Source organism: Streptomyces sp. CBMA156 (assembly GCF_014596515.1).
Classification (GTDB): Bacteria; Actinomycetota; Actinomycetes; order Streptomycetales; family Streptomycetaceae; genus Kitasatospora.
Genome location: NZ_MSJQ01000109.1, coordinates 1 through 20,651 on the forward strand (window position 1 = coordinate 1; position 20,651 = coordinate 20,651).

Annotated in this window: 21 protein-coding genes and 1 pseudogene; 9 read left to right on the plus strand and 13 right to left on the minus strand. The window is 73.6% G+C overall.

Translation table 11 applies throughout. The annotated features are described in order from the left end of the window. Both BU198_RS09170 and BU198_RS09175 read right to left on the minus strand, forming a co-directional pair. Positions 1–414: pseudogene (locus BU198_RS09170) on the minus strand (HEAT repeat domain-containing protein); the annotation flags it as partial. 151 nt (positions 415–565) lie between these two features. After that, positions 566–1,276: a TetR/AcrR family transcriptional regulator gene (locus BU198_RS09175; RefSeq protein WP_188296356.1), complete on the minus strand. Its 711-nt coding sequence runs from the start codon at positions 1,274–1,276 to the stop codon at positions 566–568. 174 nt (positions 1,277–1,450) lie between these two features. Between BU198_RS09175 and BU198_RS09180 the strand changes: the two genes are divergently transcribed. From BU198_RS09180 to BU198_RS09190, 3 genes are all read left to right on the plus strand, one after another. Beyond that, positions 1,451–2,683, plus strand: coding sequence for an FAD-dependent monooxygenase (locus BU198_RS09180; protein WP_188296357.1), 1,233 nt, complete (start codon positions 1,451–1,453; stop codon positions 2,681–2,683). 223 nt (positions 2,684–2,906) lie between these two features. Next, a complete protein-coding gene (locus BU198_RS09185) occupies positions 2,907–3,533 on the plus strand; it encodes a CBS domain-containing protein (RefSeq protein WP_223244150.1) in 627 nt (208 codons plus the stop codon). Between the two features lie 182 nt (positions 3,534–3,715). Then, positions 3,716–4,366 (plus strand): beta-glucanase, encoded by a 651-nt coding sequence (locus BU198_RS09190; RefSeq protein ID WP_188296359.1) that lies wholly within the window; start codon positions 3,716–3,718, stop codon positions 4,364–4,366. Positions 4,367–4,480: 114 nt separating this feature from the next. On the opposite strand, the gene BU198_RS09195 is transcribed toward BU198_RS09190, so the two are convergent. After that, the gene (locus tag BU198_RS09195; protein ID WP_188296360.1) at positions 4,481–4,975 is read right to left on the minus strand and encodes a hypothetical protein; all 495 of its coding nucleotides are present in this window, start codon (positions 4,973–4,975) and stop codon (positions 4,481–4,483) included. A 158-nt stretch (positions 4,976–5,133) separates the two neighbouring features. Between BU198_RS09195 and BU198_RS09200 the strand changes: the two genes are divergently transcribed. Next, on the plus strand, positions 5,134–5,478 hold the full coding sequence (locus tag BU198_RS09200; protein WP_188296361.1) for an SHOCT domain-containing protein: 345 nt from the start codon (positions 5,134–5,136) through the stop codon (positions 5,476–5,478). 118 nt (positions 5,479–5,596) lie between these two features. Here BU198_RS09200 and BU198_RS09205 read toward each other — a convergent pair whose 3' ends face one another. Then, positions 5,597–6,007: an organic hydroperoxide resistance protein gene (locus BU198_RS09205; protein WP_188296362.1), complete on the minus strand. Its 411-nt coding sequence runs from the start codon at positions 6,005–6,007 to the stop codon at positions 5,597–5,599. Positions 6,008–6,189: 182 nt separating this feature from the next. Between BU198_RS09205 and BU198_RS09210 the strand changes: the two genes are divergently transcribed. The 3 genes from BU198_RS09210 (at position 6,190) to BU198_RS09220 (ending at position 8,363) form a co-directional block, all read left to right on the plus strand. Then, entirely contained in the window at positions 6,190–6,663 is a 474-nt protein-coding gene (locus BU198_RS09210) for a MarR family winged helix-turn-helix transcriptional regulator (protein WP_188296363.1), read from the plus strand. Between the two features lie 327 nt (positions 6,664–6,990). Further along, on the plus strand, positions 6,991–7,563 hold the full coding sequence (locus tag BU198_RS09215; RefSeq protein ID WP_188296364.1) for an RNA polymerase sigma factor: 573 nt from the start codon (positions 6,991–6,993) through the stop codon (positions 7,561–7,563). Continuing rightward, positions 7,560–8,363: a hypothetical protein gene (locus tag BU198_RS09220; protein WP_188296365.1), complete on the plus strand. Its 804-nt coding sequence runs from the start codon at positions 7,560–7,562 to the stop codon at positions 8,361–8,363. Before BU198_RS09215 ends, BU198_RS09220 begins: the two co-directional genes overlap by 4 nt. An 83-nt stretch (positions 8,364–8,446) precedes the next feature. On the opposite strand, the gene argG is transcribed toward BU198_RS09220, so the two are convergent. After that, positions 8,447–9,859 (minus strand): argininosuccinate synthase, encoded by a 1,413-nt coding sequence (gene argG, locus BU198_RS09225; RefSeq protein WP_188296014.1) that lies wholly within the window; start codon positions 9,857–9,859, stop codon positions 8,447–8,449. Between the two features lie 679 nt (positions 9,860–10,538). Here argG and BU198_RS09230 point away from each other — a divergent pair. Then, a complete protein-coding gene (locus BU198_RS09230; RefSeq protein ID WP_188296013.1) occupies positions 10,539–11,249 on the plus strand; it encodes a rhomboid-like protein in 711 nt (236 codons plus the stop codon). A 434-nt stretch (positions 11,250–11,683) separates the two neighbouring features. Here BU198_RS09230 and BU198_RS09235 read toward each other — a convergent pair whose 3' ends face one another. The 8 genes from BU198_RS09235 to BU198_RS09270 all read right to left on the minus strand — a co-directional run bounded on the left by BU198_RS09235 (position 11,684) and on the right by BU198_RS09270 (position 19,883). Then, on the minus strand, positions 11,684–12,064 hold the full coding sequence (locus tag BU198_RS09235; protein WP_188296012.1) for a VOC family protein: 381 nt from the start codon (positions 12,062–12,064) through the stop codon (positions 11,684–11,686). A gap of 101 nt (positions 12,065–12,165) precedes the next feature. After that, positions 12,166–13,323 carry a class I SAM-dependent methyltransferase gene (locus BU198_RS09240; RefSeq protein WP_317620006.1) on the minus strand — a complete coding sequence of 386 codons (1,158 nt, stop codon included), beginning with the start codon at positions 13,321–13,323 and terminating at the stop codon, positions 12,166–12,168. A 284-nt stretch (positions 13,324–13,607) separates the two neighbouring features. After that, positions 13,608–14,507 (minus strand): STM4011 family radical SAM protein, encoded by a 900-nt coding sequence (locus BU198_RS09245; RefSeq protein ID WP_317620005.1) that lies wholly within the window; start codon positions 14,505–14,507, stop codon positions 13,608–13,610. An 11-nt stretch (positions 14,508–14,518) separates the two neighbouring features. After that, positions 14,519–15,853, minus strand: coding sequence for an STM4012 family radical SAM protein (locus tag BU198_RS09250; protein ID WP_188296010.1), 1,335 nt, complete (start codon positions 15,851–15,853; stop codon positions 14,519–14,521). Then, positions 15,850–16,692, minus strand: coding sequence for an STM4013/SEN3800 family hydrolase (locus BU198_RS09255; RefSeq protein WP_188296017.1), 843 nt, complete (start codon positions 16,690–16,692; stop codon positions 15,850–15,852). Before BU198_RS09255 ends, BU198_RS09250 begins: the two co-directional genes overlap by 4 nt. 53 nt (positions 16,693–16,745) lie before the next feature. Beyond that, the gene (locus tag BU198_RS09260) at positions 16,746–17,870 is read right to left on the minus strand and encodes an STM4014 family protein (protein WP_188296009.1); all 1,125 of its coding nucleotides are present in this window, start codon (positions 17,868–17,870) and stop codon (positions 16,746–16,748) included. Between the two features lie 16 nt (positions 17,871–17,886). Further along, positions 17,887–18,843, minus strand: a complete 957-nt coding sequence (locus tag BU198_RS09265) for an STM4015 family protein (RefSeq protein ID WP_188296008.1) — start codon at positions 18,841–18,843, stop codon at positions 17,887–17,889. Between the two features lie 62 nt (positions 18,844–18,905). After that, positions 18,906–19,883, minus strand: coding sequence for an STM4015 family protein (locus BU198_RS09270; RefSeq protein ID WP_188296007.1), 978 nt, complete (start codon positions 19,881–19,883; stop codon positions 18,906–18,908). A 201-nt stretch (positions 19,884–20,084) separates the two neighbouring features. Here BU198_RS09270 and BU198_RS09275 point away from each other — a divergent pair, with 201 nt between their 5' ends. Then, entirely contained in the window at positions 20,085–20,411 is a 327-nt protein-coding gene (locus BU198_RS09275) for a hypothetical protein (protein WP_188296006.1), read from the plus strand. The last annotated feature ends 240 nt before the right edge of the window (positions 20,412–20,651 follow it).

The window sequence follows — 20,651 nt, forward strand, 5'->3', positions numbered from 1 at the left end:
CGGGAGGTAGCGCCAGCCGGAGACCTGCGGCACGGCGCGGACCCGGTGCTCCTCGCGGGTGCCCACCGCGCGCGGCAGGAACACCTCCCAGCCGCGCGGATCGGGCAGTGCGCCGATCCGCCGGACCGCCTCGGCCGCCCGCAGCGGCCGCTGGGCGCCCCGGGCGCGGTCGCGGTAGTGCCCCGTCAGGACCTCCTGCTCGTCGTCCAGCCGCAGGTGCACCGCGACCAGTGCGCCCTTCGGCCCGAACCGGGCGAGTTCGCGCAGCCACTGGTGGGTCAGCGTGTAGGACGGCAGCACGGGGAAGCAGTACACCCCGCGGACCCCGCCCTGGCCCCGGCTGTCGGCGCGGATCCCGGCGCGGCGGATGCGCGGCGCGTTCGCCGCGGCGGTCAGGTGCACGAACATCGCCATGGGGCGCGATGCTAGCGAGCGGACGGGCTCAGGTCCGAGTGGTTTTCCGGCGGGCCCGTCGGTTTTCCGGTCGGCATTCCGGTCGGCGGGTCCGACGGGCGGGTCCGGGTGGCCTCCCGGGGCGGTGGCCGGGGCCTGCCGGGCAGGGCTGCTAAGCAGGGTTCGTGCGGCGCTCGATGAGTGCCGCCAGGCCGTCCAGGATGCGCTCCAGCCCGAACTCCAGCGCCTGGTCGCGGCCGTCGGCGTCGGCCATCGCGGCGGCGACGGCGGGGAAGCGGTCGGCGTGCTCCTGGACCACGGTGCCGAGGGCGGCGAGGAGTTCGGCCTCGGGGGTGTCGGCCGGTCCGGCGGCGCGGGACTGCGCGGCGATCCCGCGCACGTGCCCGGCGAGCAGGACGGCGGCGTCCATCCGTTCGGGGCCGGTCAGCCCGTGACCGTCGAGTGCCGCCACCACCCGTTCCAGCCAGGCGAGTTCCTTCGGGCCGAGCGCCCGGGGGCCGACGGTGGCGTCCAGCAGCCACGGGTGCCGGGCGAAGGAGTCGGCCAAGTGGTGCGCCCAGGTGGTGAGTTGCTCCCGCCAGTCGGCGCCCTCCGGGGCCGCGGGGGGCGCGTCCACGGCCGACTCGACCATCAGGGCGACCAGTTCGGCCTTGCCGGGGACGTATCGGTAGAGCGACATCTTGGTGAAGTCGAGCAGCCCGGCGACCTTCTGCATGGAGACCGCGCCGAGCCCCTCCGCGTCGGCGACCTCGACCCCGGCCGCGGCGATCCGCTCCAGGCTGAGGGCCGGCTTCGGGCCCCGGGTGGGCTTGGCCGGCGGGCCCCAGAGCAGCCGCACCGTGTCGTTCGCCGCCTCGGCCATTCATCCGCTCCCGTCCTCGGGTCCCGTCCGGGCTTCCGTCCCGGACCGCTGACCGTGTTTCCGTTCCGCTTCCCACCTGGGGGGTTGTCCTGGGGGCACAACTGTGTCTACCGTACACAGCAATGAACAGTGTCCGCCAGACACAGTTTCTCGATCCTCGGACGGAGCGTTTCCATGAGCACCAAGGTCCTGATCTCGGGCGCGAGCATCGCCGGCCCCGCACTCGCCCACTGGCTGGGCCGGTACGGCTTCGAGGTGACGGTGGTCGAACTGGCCCCGGGGCTGCGCGACGGAGGCCAGGACGTCGACTTCCGGGGTCGCACCCACCTGACCGTGCTGGAGCGGATGGGCGTCCTGGAGGAGCTGCGCACCCTCGGCACCGGCGGCAGCCCGATGACCTTCGTCGGCCCCGGCGGGCGCCGACTGCTGCACCTCCCCGCCGAGTTCGCCGGCGGCGACGTGGAGGTCCCGCGCGGAGAGCTGGCCCGGCTGCTGCACCGGCACAGCAGTGCCCGCGCCGAGTACGTCTTCGGCGACTCGATCACGGCGCTGGACGAGACCCCGGGTGGGGTCCGGGTGACCTTCCGGCACGGGGCGCCGCGCGAGTTCGACCTGGTGATCGGCGCCGACGGGCTGCACTCCAACGTCCGCCGGCTCGCCTTCGGCCCCGAGCAGCGCTACGTCCGCCACCTCGGCTACTACGCGGCCACCTGGCAGCTGCCGAACGACCTCGGGCTGCCGGTCGGCGCGGTCGGCCTCAACGTCCCCGGCCGGCTGATGTCCGTCGGTGCCGCCCACCGGGACCCGGGCCTGGCGGGCGCGTTCTGCCTCTTCGCCTCGCCCGAACTGCGCTACGACCGCCACGACCAGGCCCGGCAGAAGGCGCTGGTCCGGGCCGCCTTCGCGGGCCTCGGCTGGCGGGTGCCGCAGTTGCTGGAGAGCCTGGACGCCGCCCCCGAGCTGTACTTCGACTCGATCAGCCGCGCCGACGTGCCCGCCTGGTCGACCGGCCGGATCGCCCTGATCGGCGACGCCGCCTGCGGTGCGACCATCGGCGGCATGGGCACCGGGACGGCGGTGGTGGCCGCGTACGTCCTGGCGGGCGAGCTGGCCGGGGCGCGCGGCGACCACCGGGCGGCCTTCGAGCGGTACGAGAAGCTGCTGCGCGGCTACGCGCGGGGCTGCCAGAAGGGCGGGGACAGGACCGGGCCGTTCCTCGCGCCGCGCACGGCCACCGGGCTGCGGTTCCGCAACGGGCTGCTGAACCGGCGCTGGGCGCTGGAGAAGATGTTGGAGCTGGGCAGGCAGGTCAGCAGCGTCGACCTGCCGGACTACGGACGGGCGCCGTCGGCTGGATCCGCGACGACCCGCCGGCCGGGGCCGACATCAGGAGCCACGGCTTCCTGACGACCCCCGCCCGCGGGGCGTCCGTCCACAACTGATCGCCGGTTGTCGGAAGCGCGTTCGCAGGTCAGGGCCCAAGGTCCCACCCGTTCGGCCCCTTGGCCCCTGGCGATCACGACCGCGGCGGGCGATGCTGCCGGTACCGACCGGAACGATCCGCGCCCGGCCGGACCAGCATCGTTGGACGAGGTGAACCGGCGTGCGGCATGCCACCGTCGAATCCGTGATGACCAGCCCCGTGGTCCTGGTCGTGCCCGAGACCGGGTTCCGGGAGATCGTGACGCTGCTGAGCGAGTACGACATCACCGGCGTACCTGTGGCCGACCCGGAGGGGCGGCCGCTCGGCGTGGTCTCGGAGGCCGACCTGCTGCGCACCCTGGCCGCCCAGGAGGACCCGGCCAGCCTGCTGCCCGCGCCGGAGTCGGCGAAGGCGGGCCCCGACGGAGAGGTGACCGCGGCCGATCTGATGACCGCGCAGCCGGTCTGCACCACCCCCGAGACCAGCGTGGTCGCGGCGGCCCGGCTGATGAGCCGGCACGGCCTGAAGCGGCTGCCGGTGCTGGACGAGGAGGGGCGGGTCATCGGCATGGTCAGCCGCGGTGACCTGCTGAGGGTGTTCCTGCGCGAGGACATGGTGATCCGGCGGGAGATCGTCGAGGAGGTGCTCGGCCGGATCGACGGCGTCAGCCCGGCGGAGATCGGGGTGGAGGTCAACCAGGGGCGCGTGGTGCTCAGTGGCACCGTGCCCGAGCCGCACCTGGTGCCGATCGTGCTCAATCTGTGCCGCTCGGTGGACGGGGTCGTCTCGGTGACCGACCGGCTCGGGGCCGGGGGCTCGGCGCCGGTCGGCTGACCGGCCGGGCCCCCTCGGTTTCCGGGGTTCGCCCGATTTCCCGGTCACGCGTTCGACGCGGACCGCGCGTTCGGCACGGACCCGAACGATCCGCTTCGCATACTGCACAGGGTACCGGGTAACTCACTCTGTGTGCCCGGCCGTGTGGACTGCCGGGGCGCCGGAGCTTCGGGGAGGCGGCCGTGGCGGTCGTGTTCGACGCGGACTTCACTTCGACCAGTCAGTGGATCGCCGGGCGGAGCAGCGCCTATCCACGGATGGGACCGACCAACCGGAGCGACCACAAACTCGACTACCTCAGCCGCGACTACTGCCCGGACGGGTCGTTCACCGCGACCAGGCGGCACAGCGGCGGCCTGTGGAGCTGCAACCTGCTGACCACCGAGGGCAGTCCGGACGGCTTCCAGCTCCAGGCCGAGGACGTGCTGTCGGCGAGCGTGACACTGCCCGTCGAGCTGGGCGCCTGGCCCGCGATCTGGACCTGGCGGGACGGCGGCAACGAGGTGGACGTCTTCGAGTACCACCCGGACAACCCGGACCTGTTGGAGATCTCCAACCACGTCCGGGGCGGCTACCGGTACTGGCACGGTGCGAGCGCCGGAATCGCTCCGGGGGCGACCTTCGGCCTGCGGGTGGTGCTCGGCGCGAACTCGGTGGACTGGTACGTGGAGGACGAGCTGGTCTACGCGGACCTGCACGGGGTGGGGGCCGGGTGGCACGCGTACCTGATCGTCAACATGTCGGTGGCGGACGGGACGTACCACGACCGACCGCCGTACGGCGGGCCGGACCGGCTGAGCTGGGTCTGCCACAGCCTCCGGGTCGAGCGCTGAGGGGGCGGGCCGGCCCGCGTGCTGCGGGTGCGGCAGCCTCGGGTGTGGCGCCCCGGCTGTCCCGCGGGCGCCGACTGTCCCGCGGGCGCCGGGTGCCTACGGCTCGTGGGGTGCTTACGGCTCATGGGGTGCGAAGGCGGCCGTGATCGGACGCCGTGCGCCGTACCCGCCGCGTGGGTCGAGCGGGGTGAGGGGGTCGAGCGGGCCGCGTGGGCCGGAGCGCTGGAACCAGACCGCCCGGCGGTGCGGGCCGATGTGGGCGGGGTCGGCCACGTACAGGTCGTCGTGCGGCGCGCGTTCGTTGCCCGGGGCCAGCGCCGCGTCCACGGCCTGGTCGGCGATCGCGCGCAACAAGGCGGTGGCGGTGGCCTCGGCGGCGGCCGGTGCGATGGCGAGGGCGGTCAGCTCGGCCCACAGCGCGGCGGTGACGTAGTCGATCGGGGAGTGGCCGAGTGCCGGGTGGGGGCGCGGGTCCGGGTGACGCCGGAGCACTCCGGCGGCGACGAGCTGCTCGGGGGAGCGGTCGTCGTTCGGCGGCGAATGGGCCGCGGACGGCCGGCGAGCCGTGGGCCGCTGGGAGTGGAACGTGGTCGGCGGGTGGTGGGTCACGAGCGGCACGCTACCCGGTGGGCGCCGGGCCGGGGGCCGGCTGGTCTTCTCAGACTCCTCACATGCCGTTTTCGCCGGTGACGGGCGCACGATGGTGGTAGCGCGCTGATCGCTGCTCACCTCGGCGGGCCCCGACGGGGCCGGAGGAGGAGGTCCTGATGAGGTACTGGCACGGCCGCGGCCACATCGTGGGTGGCTGGGGCATGGGACTGATGGCGTTCGGGACACTGCTGTTCCTGGTCGTCGTCGTGCTCCTCGCCGTGGCCCTGTTCCGTTACGTCTCCCGCTCGCGGAAGCCGGTCCCGCCCGGTGGGGCGGCTGCGGGCGTCGGCGGGTCCGGTTCGGACGGCCCACGGGGCTGGGGCCAGAAGGGGCAGGGGGCTCAGGGGCCGGCTCCGGAGCAGGTGCTCGCGGAGCGGTTCGCGAGGGGTGAGATCGACGCGGAGGAGTACCGGCACAGGCTGGAGACGCTCCGCTCGGTGAACGGCCCGGGCGACGGATGACCCCGGGGGCGTCGGGGGCGTCGGGGGAGAACGGGGGGACGGGGCGGGCCCGTCGCAGGCGAACTGCGGCGGGCCCGAGCTGCCGGAGGGGGCTCCGGTGGCCGGTCGGCGAGGGCGCCTACTCGACGACCAGCTCGACCGGGACGTTGCCCCGGGTGGCGCGGGAGTACGGGCAGACCTCGTGCGCCTGCTTGACCAGCAGCTCGCCGGTCTCGCCCGCGAGGGACTCGGGAAGCTCGACGCGCAGCACGACGGCGAGGGCGAAGCCCGCCCCGTCCTTGCCGATGGACACCTCGGCGGTCACCGAGACCTCGCTGGTGTCCACCCGGGCCTGCCGGCCGACCAGGCCGAGGGCGCTGGCGAAGCAGGCGGCGTAGCCGGCGGCGAACAGCTGCTCCGGGTTGGTGCCCTGGCCGCTGCCGCCGAGTGCGGGCGGCATGGCGAGCGTGAGGTCGAGCTGTCCGTCGGAGCTGACGGCGCGGCCCTCCCGGCCGTTGGCGGTGGCGGCTGCGGTGTAGAGCGCGTCCATGGTCGCTTCCCTTCGGTTCAGGGGTGTTCCTGCGGTCGGTTGTCCGGGCCGCTGCGGGCCCGGCGTGCTGTGGGGCGGAAGCGGCGCCGTGTCGGCCGGCTTCGCTGCGCCGAGATAAGTAGAGCACGCAATTCAGTTGTGCACAACTAAGTGGCGCAATGGGGATCGGTACCATGGGGTTCATGACCACCCATCCCGGCATGGCGGACGAGGAACTGCTCCGCCTCGACCAGCAGATCTGCTTCTCGCTCAACGCGGCCTCCCGCGCCTTCGGCGGCGTGTACCGGGTGCTGCTGCGGGACCTCGGGCTGACCTATCCGCAGTACCTGGTCATGCTGGTGCTGTGGGAGGACGGTGAACTGCCGGTCAAGCGGATCGGCGAGCGCCTGCGACTGGACTCCGGAACGCTCTCCCCGCTGCTCAAGCGACTGGAAGCGGCCGGGCTGGTGCGCCGCGAGCGGAGTCCGGAGGACGAGCGGTCGGTCACCGTCCGCCTGACCCCCGAAGGGTCGGCGCTGCGCGAGCGGGCCGGGCAGGTTCCGCGCCGACTGCTCGCGGCCACCGGGTTGCCGGTCGAGGATCTGGCCGCGCTGCGCGGACTGCTCGACCGGGTCACCGTTGCGCTGGACGCGGCGGAGGTGGAGCCGGCGCCGTAGGGGTGCGTGCGGCGAGGGTGCGGGGATGGGTGTGGGTGTGGGGTGGATCGTGGCGCGCGGGAATGGTGCGGCGGCGTCTCGGGTGCTTGTCAAGTCGCCGTCGCATGAGCTGTGATCTGTGTCACGTTTGAATTGCTTCGGATGGGTCCGCGAGTGTGAAGCGGCAGGTCAGCAGTGCCGTTCAAAAGTGAACGGAATCGTTCGCCAATTGTCCGCCCGATCCGGTCAACATCCTGAGCCTTCCGGACGGTTACAGCACGAGCCCCAAAGGGCCGTCGGCGTGCCACCCGGTGGGCCGGCCAGCTGACCGACGAAAGGGGGGCCCGCGTGAGCACTCCCGGGCCGGGCGAGGAGCGGGGCCTGCGAGCCGACCCGCTCGGCGGCCTGCCGAACGACTTCGAGGCCTTCTTCACCCGAGAGAACTCCGGCTACCTCCGCTACGCCCAGCAGCGCCTGCGGCACCGTGAGGATGCCCAGGACGCCGTCCAGAACGCGGGCGCGGCGCTCTACAAGAGCTGGCGCCGGGCTCTGGCCAGCCCCGATCCGCAGGCCTTCGCCTTCAAGATCGTCAAGGACGCGGTGGTGGACGTCCTGCGCGAGCGCCGCCGCACCGAACGCAAGCGACTGCGGGTGATCGCCCAGCGCCGTCCCGACACCAGCCAGGACGAGCTGAACGAACTCGCCGAACTGGATGCCCTGGACTGGGCGATGGAGGAACTCGCGCGGGCCGCGCCGGTCCAGGCCGACGTGGTCAGGCTGCGCCAGGCGGGACTGTCCTACCCCGACATCGGGCGGTCCCTGGGCATCGCGCACACCACCGCCCGTACCTACTACAGCCTCGGGCGGCGGCACCTGGAGTACCTGCTGGAACACCCGGAAGACGGCGGGGCGGAGACATGAGGGTCGTGGACCTGTTGCGCGCGCACGCCGTCGAGCTGGAGCGGGAGTTCGACGACCACGATCCGGTGGACTTCACGCGCCGGCTGGCCGAGCGGCTCGCCGCCGCCCGCCGGTCCGCGCCGACCGCGCGCGAACGCCCCGCCCGGCCGCCCGCCGGTGCGCGGCCACCGCAGGCTCCCAGCTCGGGGGCGAACCCGGGGACGGCGGCGGGGGCGGGTTCCGGATTCGGTGCCGGGGCGGGGACGGGTGCCCGATGCGGTCCGGGTCCGGGATCCGGTCCGGGGGGTGGAGCCGGGCAGGCCCGGTCGGCCGGGGGGCGGGCGGAGCTGCGGCGCGACCTGCGGCACCTGTGTGCGGGCGTGGCGGGCGCGGCGGAACCGGGGGAGCTGGCGCTGGACCTCGAACTCGCCGAGAAGACGGCCTTCCGCACCTTCGGATGCCTGCTGTACGGCATGGGCCGTACGGCGGACGGCGTCTTCTGGTGGCGGATAGCCGCCCAGTACGGGGACCAACTGGCCGTGCACTGCCTGGCGGTGCACTACACGGCCGAGGGCGAGCGGTTCGACGCGGCCCACTGGGCCGCCCAGGCCCAGGACCTCAGCGCCCCCGGCCGGCTGCCGGAGCTGGCGCCGGACGTCCGGCCGGGCGGCGCGGCGGAGCTGGCGCGGGTGCTCGCGGAGCGCTACGACGGCGAGATCCTGCTGACACTGCGGGATGCGGTGGCGACCCGGCCGAGCGCCGACCCCAGGCGGCTGGGCGTCCGGGCGGTGCGGGGGCGGGGGGTGGTGCGGATCCGGTGACGGCCTTGTTGCGGTGGGCCGGAGAGCGGCGGAGGGCCGCCGCACCGCTGGGGTGCGACGGCCCTCCGGTGGAGCGAGGTGCGTCAGTCGGTGCCGGACTCGATCGCGGCGTGGTCGAGCGCGGTGGACTCCTCCTCGTCGCCGGTGCCGGCGGCGATGGGAGCCGCGCCGCCCGGGGCGAGCTCGCCGATCAGGCCGCTCCACGGCGCCAGCTGCCCGTGCACCGCGTACTGCTCCAGCTTGCTGCGCGAGTCGGCGATGTCGAGGTTGCGCATGGTCAGCTGACCGATGCGGTCGTCCGGGACGAACGCGGCGTCGACGCTGCGCTCCATCGACAGCTTCTCGGGGTGGTAGCTGAAGTTGGAGCCCTGGGTGTCGATGACCGAGTAGTCCTGGCCGCGCCGCAGCCGCAGGGTGACGCTGCCGGTGACCGGGTGGCCGATCCAGCGCTGGATGCTGTCCCGGAGCATCAGCGACTGCGGGTCGAACCACCGGCCCTCGTAGAGCAGCCGGCCGAGGCGGCGGCCCTGGGTGTGGTAGGTGGCGATGGTGTCCTCGTTGTGGATGGCGTTGAGCAGCCGCTCGTAGGCGATGTGCAGCAGCGCCATGCCGGGGGCCTCGTAGATCCCGCGGCTCTTGGCCTCGATGATCCGGTTCTCGATCTGGTCCGACATGCCCAGACCGTGCCGCCCGCCGATGGTGTTGGCCTCGTGGACCAGGTCGACGGCGCTGGCGAACTCCTGGCCGTTGATCCGGACCGGGCGGCCGAACTCGAACTCGACGGTGACGTCCTCGGTCCGGATCTCGACCTCCGGGTCCCAGAAGGCCACGCCCATGATCGGGCTGACGATCTCCAGGGAGGCGTCCAGGTACTCCAGCCGCTTGGCCTCGTGGGTGGCGCCCCAGATGTTGGCGTCGGTGGAGTAGGCCTTCTCGGCGGAGTCCCGGTACGGCAGGTCGCGCTCGGCGAGCCACTCGGACATCTCCTTGCGGCCGCCGAGCTGGTCGACGAACGCCTGGTCCAGCCACGGCTTGTAGATCCGCAGGTTGGGGTTGGCGAGCAGACCGTAGCGGTAGAACCGCTCGATGTCGTTGCCCTTGTAGGTGGAGCCGTCGCCCCAGATGGAGACCTCGTCATCCTGCATGGCGCGCACCAGCAGGGTGCCGGTCACCGCGCGGCCGAGCGGAGTGGTGTTGAAGTACGTCTGCCCGGCGGAGCGGATGTGGAAGGCGCCGCAGGCGAGGGCAGCCAGGCCCTCCTCGACCAGCGCGGCCCGGCAGTCGACCAGCCGGGCCTGCTCGGCGCCGTACGCGCGGCCCCGGGCCGGGACGTCGGCGAGGTTCGGCTCGTCGTACTGGCCGATGTCGGCCGTGTATGCGTAGGGGAAGGCACCGTGCTCGCGCATCCACGCGACGGCGACGGAGGTGTCCAACCCACCGGAGAATGCGATGCCGATCCGTTCACCGACCGGCAGCTTGCTCAAGACCTTCGACATGGATGCACCCTTGACCCGCCTGAAGCGGGACCCTGATCTAGCGACGTGTGACGGGATTCGGCGTAATCGATCCGATGCCCGAACTCTGGCATAGATTTGCAGAGTAATGCAAGGGCATGCGATCGCCCGCGGTGACGGAGGGTGCCCGAGGGAGGTCGTCCTCCGGCTGCCGATCCGGCCAACTCCGCTGATTGGACGGGCGGTTGGAACCGGAATTGGAGGGGGCGGGGCGAGAAGGAGGCGGGTGGGGCGGATCAGGAAGCCGGGCCGGGTGCCCGCGCGCGCAGCCAGGCGGTACCGGAGGCGAGTGTGCCGAGTCCGAGTCGGAGCCCGGGTCCGAGCCCGAGGGCGACAGGGTGGCCGGTGTCGGTCGGCCGCGGGACGTACGCCGTGGTGGGCCACAGCCGGCCGGCCGCTCTCGGGGCCGGGCGTCGGGGAACGGCGCGGCCGGGCGGTGTCCTCATGGCGAGGCGATCGCTCATCGTGCCTGGTGCCCTCGTTCGGCGGTTCCCGGTACCGGCCAGCCCGGTCCGGGGCCGGGGAGGCCGCGAACGGGACGGTCGGAGCGCCAGCGTACGCGAACGGTCGGACGGGCCGGCGGCTCGGTCCCCCGGTAGGTGGGTGGCGGTGGGGCCGGGTGGGGGCGAGGGTGAGGGGGAGAGGTGTCGAGGAGGCATCGATGGCAGGCAGCACCGCCAGGGGCTCCGAGGCCCAGCGGCGGCCTTGGTGGGCCCGTGGCGCCCGTGCGGTGTGGGCCTACGTCCGGCGTGCGCCGGGCACCTACATCTGGCTGGCGATCCTGCTCGTCACCACCCAGGTGATCCGGCACGTCGATCCGGTGACCGCCGACCGCATCCTGCAGCGGCGCTCGACCAACCTCCACCACCTCCAGGTCTCGCCGCTCCGCGTCCTGGCGACCAGCGCGCTGTGGATCGCGGGCGGCGGCTGGCTGTCCTACTTCCTGCTGTACAACCTCTTCCACGTGCCCGCCGAACGGTGGCTCGGCACGCTGCGCTGGATCGGGGTGGCGGCGATCTCACACGTCGGCGCGACCTACCTCAGCGAGGGCGTGCTCGGCTGGGCGATCCACCGGGGCCTCGCCTCGCCGAGGGCCGTCTACACCCTGGACTACGGCGTCAGCTACGCGCTGGCCGGGGTCGTCGCGGTGCTCACCTACCTGATCGTGCGGCCGTGGCGGTACCTGTACGCGGCGGGGGTGCTGGTGGTCTACGGGCTGGGCGTGCAGCAGAGCCGGGACTACACCAGCGTCGGCCACTTCAGCGCGGCGCTGATCGGGTTCGCCTGCTACCCACTGACCCGGGACCGGCCGGGCTCCTTCGACCCGGTCGCCTCGGTGCGGGCGCTCCGGCGGCGGGTGCGCGGCCGGTGACCTGCGGTTCGTGACGGCCGGCTGCGCCGGGCCCGGACGGCAGGTCCTGCACGGTCACCTTCGGCCGCGGCATCCGGTGCTTGGACCTGCGCTGCCTCGGCCTCGGCCGTTGCGACGAGACGGACGACTGACCGGCTGGTCTCCCGTTGTGGGGTGTCGCCCGTCACCCGTCGCCCGCCCGGCTGCCCGGCTGCCCGGTTCACTCCGTCGAGCGGGCCGGGCAGCGGCGTCGTGTCCGAGCCGGAGGGCGCGGTGTGACGGGCATCGTGGGTGCGGCGGTTGGGCAGGTGTCACGGGCAGTGCGGGCCGGCGGACGGATCCCGGGGCGGTCCGCCGGTCCGCCGGCCAGCCGGGCGGGCGAGCGGACGGATCCCGGGGCGGTCCGCCGGTCCGCCGGTCCGCCGGTCCGCCGGGCGGGCGAGTGGGCGGGCCGGTTACTGGCCCACGCGCTGGGACACACAGAGGATGTTGCCCTCGCTGTCCTTGAACCAGGCCGCGCGCATGCCCTCGCCCTCGGCGACGCCGTCGACCGTCTTCAGGCCGGGGAAGTCGTACTCCTCGAAGGTGATGCCGCGGCCGCGGAGACCGGCCATCTCGCCGTCGAGGTCGGTGACCTTGAAGCTGGCGAGGGTGTGGGCGGCCTGCCCACCGCTGGGGGTGCGGTAGACGGTGAACTGGGTGCCGCCGCTGTCGCAGGCGAACTCCTCCTCACCCTCCTCGGTGAGCTTGAGGCCGAGGGTGTCGGTGTAGAAGGCCTTGGCGCGGGCGAGATCGGTGGCGGGGATGACTGCTTGCAGCGGAGCGTCTCCAAGCATGGTGTTTCGCCTCCTCTCTGTAACCAGGTTAGGGACGCGGGAGCCGTGTCGCCCGGTGGACGCGGGGGTACTTCGGACGGTGCGGAGGAGGTCGCCGGGAGTCATGCGGTGACGAGCCTCCAGAGCGAGGTGACCTCGGCGGAGCGGGCGGCGCGGAGCAGGGGGTCGGCCCGTTCGGAGGCGGTGGCCCGGGGGTGGCGGGGGACGGTGTCGAGACGGCCGGTGATGCGCAGCCCGGCCGTGGAGACGGTGCCGAGCAGGTCGGCGCGTGACCGCAGACCGAGGCGTTCGGCGAGGTCGGAGAGGATGAGCCAGCCCTCGCCGCCGGGCAGCAGCCGGCCGGCCAGACCGTCGAGGAAGCCGTGGAGCATGCGGCTGTCCCGGTCGTAGACGCCCTCGTCGAGGGTGGAGTTCGGTCGTCCGGGCAGCCACGGGGGATTGCACACGACCAGGGCGGCCCGGTCACGGCCGGGAGGGTAGAGGCCGGCTCCGGCGGTCTCGATGCGGTCGGTGAGGCCGAGGCGGTGGGCGTTGTCGCGGGCGCAGGCGAGCGCGCGCGGATTGGAATCGGTGACCAGGACCTTGCGCAGACCGCGCCGGGCGAGCAGCGCGGCGAGCACACCAGTGCCGGTGCCGAGGTCGTAGGCGGTGGGGTCGGCCTGGACGGCGGGTGGCAGCGGTGCCCGGCCGACGAGGTCGACGTACTCGCCGCGGACGGGGGAGAAGACCCCGTAGTGCGGGTGGATGCGGGCGCCGAGGGCCGGAACGTCGACGCCCCTGGTGCGCCACTGGTGTGCGCCGATCACACCGAGGAGCTCGCGCAGGGACACGATTCTGTTGTCAAGGAGCGGTCCGTAGGCCGCCAGGCAGGCCTCGTGGACGTCGGGCGCCCGGTGGAGCCGGACGCGGTGATCCGCGTCGAGCGGCACCAGCAGCATGCCGAGGACGCGGGCGAGGCGGGCGCGCTCCCGTCGGTGCTGACGGAAGGCCTCGGCCGGGGAGTCGGGCGCGGATCGAGGTCGGCGCCGCTCGGCGCGGCGACGCATGGCGTGCAGGAGACGGAGTGCGCCGGGGTAGTCGCCCTGCCAGAGCAGGGCGGTGCCCTCGCAGGCCAGCCGGTAGGCGGCCTCGGCGCGAAGGGTGTCGTCGGCGGCGATCAGGCGGCGCGGCGGGGGCGTGCCGTTCTCGCTGTGCCAGGCGGCGGGCAGGGCGTAGAGGGCGGGCAGGGCGGCAGTGCTGGGCCGATGAGTGTCGGACACCGGGGCTCCTCGTGGTGGAACGTGCAGGGGGCACGAAGAGCACTTCGACGAGGAGGTGAGCAGCAGGCGCGTCGGGCGGTGGTGCCACCGGGACGGCGGGCGCGGGTGTCAGGCCCGGTGCGGCTCACGCGTCGAAGCGCGAGCCGGGGTGTCGCCGAGGACGAGGCCCGGCACGGCGGCGAGCCGTATGCCACTGATCATCTGAGGGCCTCCTTTCCGAACCTGCCGGTTCTGCGCGGTTGTTCGTACGCTTTCACACAGCGTGGTCGGTTGGCAACCGATTATCACCGGCCCTGCGGCCAGCCGTGCGGTACGCGTTCCAGCACACCTGCCCCGAACAGCTCGTACAGCGGCAGGGTCTCCAGATGGACGTAGCCGATGTGGCAGTCGCAGACCGGCAACGGGCAGGGGTGCGGCCGCAGTCGGGCGCGGTAGCTGCCGTCGTAGAGGTTGCCGAGGACGTCCCGGACGAAGTGGCAGCGGCGCACGGTGCCGTCGCCGTCGACAGACAGCACGGACTCACCGGTGCGGCACGGCAGTCCGGCGCTGGGGTGGGCGTGCCGGCTGTAGCCGAAGTGCGGGTCGAGGGCGGCCCATTGCGCGGCCTCGGCGTCGGTGTAGTCGAGGCCCTCGGCGGCGTTGACCCACAGGTAGACGTCCTCGGCTAGCTCGGCGCGCAGTCGTCCGGCCTCGGCGAGGTGCCCCGGCTGGCCGACCACGCCGACGCTGTAGCGCACGCCGAGCGCGTCCAGTTCGCGGCACTTGGCGAGGAAGCGGTCGCGGCTGACCTGTCCGGGATGGAAGGTGACCCAGAGGGCGAGGGCGTCGAGGTCCGCCTCGGCGAGCCAGCCGGTGCGGCAGCTGAGGTTGGTCTGGATCGCGACGCGGCGGACGTGCGGCAGGCGGCTCAGCTCGACCAGCGCGCGGCGGTACCAGGACCGCACCAGGCCCTCGCCCCAGGGGGTGAACAGCAGCGACAGGGTGTCGCCGGTGCCCGCGCGCCCGGCGGCCCAGCCGGTGAAGCGTTCCAACGCGGCCCGGTCGGCCCGCAGTTGATCGGGGCTGTCGCGCCGCTTGGCGAACGGGCAGTACGGGCAGTCGTAGTCGCAGGAGGCGAGCGGACCGCGGTAGAGCAGGGTGAGGTCCCGTGCACCGTCCGCCGACGGCGGTGACGCGGAGGGCACGCCGAGGAAGGTCATTTCGCCTCGTACGCCGCCATCAGGGCCCGGACCTCGGGCGAGAACAGCAACGGCCCGACGGCGTCCGAGTGCGCCAGCCCCTCCGGGCTGAGCCGCAGGGACGCCGCGTCGCCCTCGGCGAGCCAGCCGCGCTCGGCGAACGCGGCCAGCTCCGCCGGGAAGTCCTCGGCCGGTGAACTGCCGAACCGGGCCCGGTAGTCCGCCAGTGGCATGCCCTCGGCCTGGAGCAGCGACTGCACCAGATGGCGCCGGCGAGGCTCCGCGCCGTCCATCCGGTGGCCCACCTCGGCGTGCCGGAAGTCCTCGGTGGCGACGTACTCGTCGATGATGCCGCGCACCTCGGTGGCGTTCACCGCGTAGTCGAAGGAGTAGTGCAGTTGCGAGGTGTAGGAGCGGGCACCGCAGCCCAGACCGACCATGCCGTCGGTCTGGCAGGCGTACTCGCTCGCCCCTGCCTGTGGGGAGGCGGTGCGGCGGAACATCCGCATCGACACCTGCTGGTACCCGTGGGCGAGCAGGTGGTCGCGGCCGGCGCGGTAGAGCGCGAGCCGCCGCGCGTCCCAGGCGGACGCGCTCTCCTGCTCGCCGCGCCGGGCCAGCCCGGTCAGCGGTCGGACGTACAGCGGGTAGAGGTACAGCTCCTCGGGCTGCCAGGCGAGCGCGGTGTCCAGCGAGCGGAGCCAGCTGGCCTCCGTCTGGCCGTCGATGCCGTAGATGAGGTCGATGTTGAGCACCGGGAAGCCGGCCGCGCGGATCCGGCCGAGCGCGGCCTCGACCTCCGCCCGCTTCTGCGGGCGGACGGCGGAGCGGGCCTCGGCGTCGTCGAAGGACTGCACGCCCAGGCTCAGCCTCGTGGTGCCCCGGGCGGCCAGCACCTCCAGCCGGTCGGCGGTCGCGGTGGCGGGCGAGGCCTCCACCGAGAGCGGTATCGCCCGCAGGTCGGCGCCCATCCGCCGCTCGGCGATGTCGCACAGCCGTTCCAGCTCAGCGGCCGTCAGATGGGTGGGGGTGCCGCCGCCGAACGCGGCCAGCGCGAACCTGGCGCCGTCGTCCAGTGCCGCACGCACCACCGTGGCCTGGCGCTCCAGCGCGTCCAGGTAGGCCGTGGTCAGGCCCTCGGGGCTGCCGATCCGGGTGAACAGGTTGCAGAAGCCGCAGCGGACCTCGCAGAACGGGATGTGCACGTAGAGCGAGAGCGCGTGCTGCGGCTCGCCGGCCCACAGCTCACGCAGCGGCGGGCGCTCGGGCAACGGGCGGTAGGCCGTCTTGTGGGGGTACGCGTAGACGTACGACTGGTACGGCGAGTCGGGGCGCGGGGGTGCGGTGGTCATGCGCGCTCCTCGGAGGTCGCGGTGGCGTCCGCCGCTCGGGCGGGGAGGGTGAAGTGCGCGTACGGGACGGTCCAGACCACCTCGTGGCCGATCCGGTGCCCGGTGTAGCCGTCCTCGCCGTAGGCGGTGCCGTGGTCGGAGCAGACGATCGCGAAGCAGGGGCGGCGGGCGCTCATCGCGGCGAACAGCCGGCCGATGTGCGCGTCCACGTACTCCAGGGCGGCGGCGTGGCTGGCCCGGGTGTCCCCGTGTTCACGGGTGGCGCCCGGCAGGTGGAACCAGTTCGGCTGGTGCAGCGCCGAGACGTTCAGGAACAGGAACAGCGGCTGCTCGGCGGGCTGTCCGGCGGCGACCCGCTCGGCCACGGCGACCTGTTCCTCGAAGGACGTCGGCGAGGCGACGCCCAGCTCGGAGGTCCAGTGGCTCTCCTGGAAGAGGCCGGGCAGCACCGAGCCCAGCGGGCCCTGCTTGTTGAAGAACCCGACACCGCCGACGCACACCGTGCGGTAGCCGGCCGCGGCCAGGGCCGTCGGCAGGTCGGGGGCGTCGAAGACCCAGGTGCGCGGGGCGGTGGTCTCGGAGCCGGCGAAGCGGGCCGCGAACAGGCGCGGGTGCGGGCCGTCGGGGGAGGCCGGAGTCGGCAGGAAACCGGCCAGGATCGCCTGGTGGGAGGCGTAGGTGAAGCTGCCGGGGGCGTGCCGGCGCTCCCAGCGGCCGCCGGGGAGGACGGCGGCGAGGTGCGGGATCCGGCCGGCCGCGGCCAACTCCTCGGCGACGTCGAAGCGGAGCGTGTCGAGGGTGACGAGCAGCAGGTCGTGGGTGCCCACGACCGCGTTCATGTCGGGGGCGGGGGCGGGGGCGGGGGCGGGGGCGGGGACGGTGGTCCGGTGGTTCATCGAGCGGGTTCCGTGATCTGGTGGTCCGTCGCCACGGGCGACGACGGGGAGTGGTCGGTGAGCGCGGCGAGCTGGGCGCCGTAGGTGTCGAGGCCCTCGGCGGGGCCGCCGGGCAGGCCGGTGAGACCGGGGAGCAGGTCGCCGAAGGCGTTCACCTCGCCGACCAGGGCGCGCCGCCAGCCGGTCGTGGGCAGGACGTCGACGCCGACCATCGGCGAACCGGGGAAGCAGGCCGCCGCGCGTTCGGCCGTCTCCAGCAGGGCGGGCCAGGACGGACCGGCGGCCTCCCGGACCTGCTCGATGCTGCCCCGCGCGCCGCCGAGGTGCAGATTGGTCATCGGCTGGGTGCTGGTGCGCACCACGGCGTGGGTGGCCCGGCCCGCCACCACCACGACCCGCAGGTCCGCCGAGCGCCCGGACTGCGAGGCCTTCGGGATCCACTGTTCGACGTGCAGCCCGTCCGGCGCCAGGCCGTCGACGATCGCGGCGACCTCCCGCTCGCTGCGGTAGCGGCGCACCCGCAGCGAGTTGTGCAGCTTACCGTCGGCCAGCTCCACCGAGGTGGTGGCCAGCAGCTGCCCGCGTGGTCCGAACTCCAGCGCCATCACCCCGGAAGCCGAGGAACCGTGCGCCGGCTTGACGAAGACCCGGTGCAGGCGGGCTTCTGCGAGGCGTTCGCGCAGGTGCTCCCAGCCGGTCACCTCGCCGCCGAGCGCCCTGGGCACCGGCACCCCCGCCCCGGCGAGCAGCGCGTGCGCCCGGCGCTTGTCGAACATCACGGCGATCTCCTCCGGATCGCCGAGCAGCCGTACGCCGGGCCGGGCGGCCAGCCCGCGAAGCGCGGCCATGACGCCCGCGTACCAGACGGCCGTGCCCTCGACCCTGGTCGGTGCGTAGCCCGGGCCGAGCGCCGGGCCACGCAGCAGCCGGTCGACCTCGGGCTCCTCGCCGGGCGACTCGACGCGCAGCAGACCGCCTTCGGGCAGCCGGTACCGGCCGCGCAGCACGTCCAGCCAGGGCAGGACGGCGGGCTCGGGCAGCCCGGCGGCCCGGGCGGCGGCCGCGAACAGTGTCACCCGTCGGTGCCCCGGATTGCCGAGGACGGTCAGCTGCACAGTCATCGCCTCCGTCGCCCGCCTACTCGGCGACCGAGACGTAGCGGTCGTCCTCGTCCTCCGCCTCGTCCGCCTCGGCGTCGCTGAGGTCGATCTCGACTCCCGGCAGGGCCTCGCAGAGGCGTTCCATCATCGCGTCGCTCAGGTAGTGGTGGTGCAGGTCGAGGGAGCGCAGGTGGGTGAGCGGCTGGCCCTCCAGCAGGGCCGTGGCGCCGTCGTCGGAGAGCACACCCATGGAGAGGTCGAGCGTCTCCAGCCGGGCGACCACCGGGGCGTGCGCGACGGCGGCGGCGATCTCGTCCTGGAGTTCGCTGTTGGCCAGCCCCAGGTGGCGCAGTCGCGGCAGGCGGGAGCCGTCAAGGAACGGCGCCAGGTCGTCCAGCGAGGCGTCGCCGCCGTACTCGTCCACGCCGAGCCAGAGGTGCAGGCCCTCCAGAGCGGGCAGTTCGGAGCCGGCGATCGCCTGCACCACGGTGGCCGGCAGCCCGCCGGCCTCGAAGCGCAGGCTGGTCAGCGCGTCGTGCCGGACCGGCTTCAGGACGAGGCCACTGCCACCGCGCACGGCCAGCGACTTCAGACCGGGGAAGGCGTTCAGCAACGGGGTGACGTCGTCCATCTCCAGCCAGGAGATCTCGCACGCGTCGTAGGTCACCTCGCCGAGGAACAGCGCCTCCAGGGCGGGCAGGCGCCGGGCGTCGGCCGCGATGGCCTCGACCACGGGCCGCACGGACGTGTAGTCGTCCGGCCACCAGGAGCCGATCACCACGGCGCGGACGCCGGCCGGGTCGACCTTCTCCAGGAAGGACTGCCAGAGCTGGGCGAAGTCCTGCTCGGTGTCGTGGTCGAAGGACAGCCGCCAGGCGACGGCGCCGGCGTCGGGCAGGGGCCGGGCGTCGCCGGGCTGCGGCGGGGCGTCGTCGGGCGTGAACTCGTGGATCGGCAGCTCGTGGAAGCGTTCGAGGTGGCGGGAGACGGCCATGTCGGATCCTGATGGGTCGAATTGGTCGGACGGGTGGTCGTACGGGTGGATGCGGGGGTCGGCTACTCGGCTACGGCGACATAGCGCCACCGGTCGTCGGGCTTGCCGGGCTCGGAGAGGTCGACCTCGACCCCGGACAGGGCCTGGCGCAGCCGCTGCTGCATCTCCTCGGTGAGGTAGTGGTGGTGCAGGTCGAGGGAGCGCAGGTGGGTGAGCGGCTGGCCCTCCAGCAGCGCGGTGGCACCCTGGTCGGTCAGCACGCCCATGGAGAGGTTGAGCGACTCCAGCCGGGCGACGACGGGTGCGTGCGCGAGAGCGGCGGCGATGTCGTCCTGGAACTCGCTGTTCTGGAGGCCGAGGTGGCGCAGCGCGGGGAAGCGGGTGCCGTCCAGGAACGGTGCGAGGTCGGCCATGGTCGAGGAACCGCCGTAGTTGTCCACGCCCAGCCAGAGTTCGAGCCGCTCCAGGGCCGGGAGGTCGCAGCCGGCCACCGAGCGCACGACCGGGCCCGGCAGGCCGCCGGCCTCGAAGCGCAGCGCCTTGAGGGCCTCGTGCCGCAGCGGCGTCAGGGCCAGACCGCCCTTGCCGTCCCAGTCCTCGGAGGCACCGCGCACCACCAGCTCGGCCAGCCGCGGGAAGGCCGTCAGCAGCGGCGTGATGTCGCACTGCTGGATCCAGGAGATCTCGCACTCCTCGTAGGTGATGTCGCCGACGAACAGCGCGCGCAGGGCGGGCAGTCGGCCGGCGGCGGCGACGACCGCCTCCATCGGCTCCTGGAAGCTGTCCGGCTCCTCGGGTGCCCACTGGCCGATCACGACGGCGGTGACCCGCTCGGTGTCGACGGCGCCGAGGAACTGCTCCCAGCACTCGCCGAACGTGGCCTCGGACTCGTAGTCGAGCCCGACCTTCCAGGCGACCGCGGCCGCGTCCGGCAGCTGGACGGAGCCGGACCCGCCCTTCTCCTCGGCTTCGGCCACGGCCGCCACGAAGTCGAAGACGGGGAGACCGTGGAACCGCTCGATGTGGTCGTTGACAGTCATGCGCTGCTCCTCTGGGGTCGGGGCCGAACAACTGTCTACCAGCCGGGACTGACAATCCGGCGGCCGGGTCGCCGCCCGGGCGCGTTGTCAGACCCTTGCCCTATGTTCGGGTCCTGGCTCCGGAGAGTGACCGCGTCGAACGCGGCGGAGCCGTGGGTTCCGGCGTCCGCCGGGGTCCGGCCGTACGGCGAGGGAGGACTGATGTACCGCCAGGGCGATGTGCTGATCGTGCCGGTCGAGGAGAGCGTGGTGCCGCCGCGGGTGGCGGAGCTGGCCGTGCAGCCGAGGGACGGGCGCGGCCGGATGGTGCTCGCGCTCGGAGAGGTCACCGGGCACGCCCATGCCGTGGTCGGCCCGGGCTGGCTGCGCCGTGAGACCGGGCCGTTCGGCGCGGGCTGGCTGCACCTGCCCGAGGGCGGCCGGGTGGTGCACGAGGAGCACGCGGCGATACCGCTGCCCAAGGGCTGGTACCGGGTGATCCGCCAGCGCGAGTACGTGCCGGGCGCGGTGCGGATGGTCGCGGACTGACGGCCGCTCCGCCCGCCGCACGGGGCGGCAGGCGGGACACGAGGACTGGACGCGGCCCCGGGCCGCGGCACGGAACGGGAACGGACGGCCGGGCGTGGAGCCCGGCCGGGAACGGAGCAGGGATGGAGACGGTCATCCACGACGAGGTCCACGGCGACCCGGGCGGGGCACGGGCACTGCCGGGGCCGGCCGAGGTGACGGCCCGCTGGCGGGCGGCCGCGGCGGCCACCGGAGCCGGTG